This window comes from Kitasatospora sp. NPDC001539, assembly GCF_040298565.1.
Lineage (GTDB): Bacteria > Actinomycetota > Actinomycetes > Streptomycetales > Streptomycetaceae > Kitasatospora.
The window spans coordinates 1-3,514 of record NZ_JBEPAK010000414.1; the positions used below are offsets into that span (position 1 = coordinate 1).

The following is a 3,514-nucleotide window of genomic DNA, read 5'->3' on the forward strand; positions in this document are numbered from 1 at the left end:
GCCTGGGCGCCACCGAACTCGCCCACACCATCCACCACGGCGGCGTCACAGCCGCCTGGATGACGGTCGGCCTCTTCAACGTCCTGGCCACCGAGGCCCCGGAGACCTTCACCGGCCTGCGCGAGGTGTGGACCGGCGGCGACGTCGTCTCCCCCGCGGCCGTCCGCCGCGTCATGGCCGCCTGCCCCGGCCTGAAGGTCGTGAACGGCTACGGCCCGACCGAGACGACGACCTTCGCGACCCACCGGCCGGTGGACTCTCCCGCCGAACTGCTCAGCACGGTGCCGATCGGCCGCCCACTGCCCAACACCCGGGTGTACGTGCTGGACGCCGGACTGCGCCCCGTCCCGACCGGCGTTCCCGGCGAGCTGTACATCACCGGCCCCGGCCTCGCCCGCGGCTACCTCGGCCGCCCCGCCCTCACCGCCGAACGCTTCACCGCCTGCCCCTACGGCGACCCCGGCACCCGCATGTACCGCACCGGCGACCTCGCCCGCTGGACCACCACCGGCGAACTGGAGTTCGTCGGCCGAACGGACGACCAGATCAAACTCCGCGGCTTCCGCATCGAACTCGCCGAAATCGAAGCCGTGCTCACCGCCCACCCCGCCGTCCACCAGGCCACCGCACTCGTCCGCGAGGACCAACCCGGCGACAAACGACTCGTCGTCTACACCACCGGCACCGCCACCCCCGCCGAACTCCGCGCCCACGCCGCCGAACGCCTCCCCGCCTACATGATCCCCACCGCCGTCGTCACCCTCGACACCCTCCCCATCACCCCCAACGGCAAGATCGACCGCCGCGCCCTCCCCACCCCCGACTACGCCGAAGCCGCCCAGGGCCGCGCCCCCCGCACCACCACCGAACGAACCCTCTGCGAACTCTTCGCCGACGTCCTCGCACTACCCACCGTCGGCATCGACGACAACTTCTTCGACCTCGGCGGCCACTCCCTCCTCGCCACCAAACTCACCAGCCGCATCCGCACCACCCTCGGCGCGGAGCTGCCGATCCGCACCCTGTTCGACCACCCGACGGTGGCTGCTCTGACCGCCGCCCTGCCCGTCACCGGCGCGGCCCGCCCGGCCCTGCGGCCCGGCGACCGGCCCGAGCGGATCCCGCTCTCCTCCGCCCAGCAACGCCTTTGGTTCATCGAGCAGTTCGAGGGCTCCAGCGCGCTCTACAACACGCCCGTCGCGGTCCGGCTGACCGGCGAGATCGACACCGCCGCCCTCGCCGAGGCCCTGCGGGACGTCGTGGACAGGCACGAGGTGCTGCGCACCACCTTCCCCAGCACCGACGGCCGGCCGCACCAAGTGGTCTCCTCCGCCGCCGGCTCGACCCTGCGGACGGTCGCCGTCGGCACTCCGGAGGAGCTCGGCACGGCCCTGGCCGAGGCCGGGCGGGAGGTCTTCGACCTCGCCCGCGACCTCCCCGTCCGCGCCACGCTGTTCTCGCTCCCCGGCGACGAGCACGTGCTGCTGGTCCTGCTGCACCACATCGCCGCCGACGGCTGGTCCGTCGCCCCGCTCTTCCGCGACCTCGCCGCCGCCTACCAGGCCCGCCGCACCGGCTCGGCACCCGACTGGCGGCCGCTGCCCGTCCAGTACGCCGACTACACCCTCTGGCAGCGCGAACTCCTCGGCGCCGAGGCTTGCCCCACCGCCCTGCTGACCGGCCAACTCTCCCACTGGCGAACCGCCCTGGCCGACGCGCCCGAGGAGCTGGCCCTCCCCTACGACCGGCCGCGCCCGGCCGTGCCGACCCACCGGGGCGGCCTGGTCGAAGTCACCGTCGACCGCGAACTTCACTCTGCCCTGGCCGAGGTTGCGGCGCAGCAGCAGGCCAGTCTGTTCATGGCCCTGCAGGCCGCCGTCGCCGCCCTCTACACCCGGCTCGGCGCCGGCACCGACCTGCCCCTCGGCACCCCCGTCGCCGGACGCACCGATGCGGCCCTCGACGACCTGGTCGGCTTCTTCGTCAACACCCTGCTGCTGCGCACCGACACCTCCGGCAACCCCACCTTCCGGGAGCTGCTGGACCGCGTCCGCCGCACCGACCTCGACGCCTACGACCACCAGGACATCCCCTTCGAGCGCCTGGTCGAACACCTCAACCCGAGCCGCACCCCCGGCCGCCACCCCCTCTTCCAGACCCTGGTCGCCCTGGAGGGCCGCGCCGCGGTGCCCACCGCCTTCGGGGACCTCGCCTGTGCCGAGCACCCCTTCGAGCTGGACGTGGCCAAGTTCGACCTGTCCTTCCGCTTCACCGAGCAGGGCCCCCAGGACGGTCTCACGGTGGCGGTCGAGTACGCGACGGACCTGTTCGACCGGAGCACCGCCGCCACCCTCGCCGACCGGCTGGTGCGCGTCCTGCACGCCGCCGCGGCCGACCCGGACGCCCCGATCGGAAGCTTCGGGATCCTCGCCCCGGCCGAACGCGAGCAGCTGCTCACCGGCTGGAACGACACCGCCTCGCCCGTCCCCGACGCCACCCTGCCCGAGCTGTTCGAGGCCCGAGCCGCCGCCACCCCCGACGCTCCGGCCGTGGTCGCCGCCGACGGAACGCTCAGCTACGCCCAGTTGGACTCCCGGGCCGAGCACCTGGCCGCCCACCTCGCCGACGCGGGGGTCGGCGCGGACACCCCGGTGGTCCTGCTGATGGACCGCTCGGCCGACCTGGTCACGGCGATCCTCGCGGTCACCAAGGCCGGCGGCACCTACGTCCCGCTGGACGACCGGCACCCGGCCGAGCGGCTGCGGCGGATCACCGCCGACACCGGCGCGGCGCTGGTGCTGGTCGACGCGGCGCACCGGGGCCACCCGCTGGCCGCCGCGGCCCCCTGCCCCGTACTGCCGCTCACCGGCGACCGGTTCGACGCCCCGCGCCGCCGCCTCGCCCGCCGCATGCCCCTGCACCCGGAACAGCTCGCGTACGTGATGTTCACCTCCGGCTCCACCGGGGAGCCCAAGGGCATCGCCATCACCCACCGGGACGTGGTCCAGCTCGCCTCGGACCCGTGCTGGCGGCACCCGGACGGCCTGCGGGTGCTCTTCCACGCGCCGCACGCCTTCGACGCGTCGACGTACGAGCTGTGGGCGCCGCTGCTCTCCGGCGGCCAGGTGGTCGTCGCGCCGCACGGCGAGCTGGACGCGGCCGCGATCGGGGCGCTGGTCCGGGCCCACCGGCTGACCCATGTGCACGTCACCGCCGGGCTGTTCCGGGTCATCGCGGAGGAGGATCCCGGTGTCTTCACCGGCGTTCGCGAGGTGCTCACGGGCGGCGACGTGGTCTCCTCGGCCGCGGTCCGCAGGGTGCTGGAGGCCGTCCCGGGGGCCGGAGTGCGGGTGCTCTACGGCCCCACGGAGATCACCCTCTGTGCCACCCAACTCGCCATCGCCTCGGCGGAGTCGGTGCCGGACGTGGTGCCGATCGGCCGCCCGCTCGCCAACACCCGCGCCTACGTCCTCGACGACACCCTCCAACCCGTCCCGGCCGGAGTCCCCGGCGA

At 74.2% G+C, this 3,514-nt stretch carries 1 protein-coding gene; it reads left to right on the top strand.

What is annotated here, in order from left to right:
• Positions 1–3,514, top strand: a 3,514-nt coding sequence (locus ABT247_RS32610; RefSeq protein ID WP_350750072.1) for an AMP-binding protein, incomplete at both ends; no start/stop codon positions are given.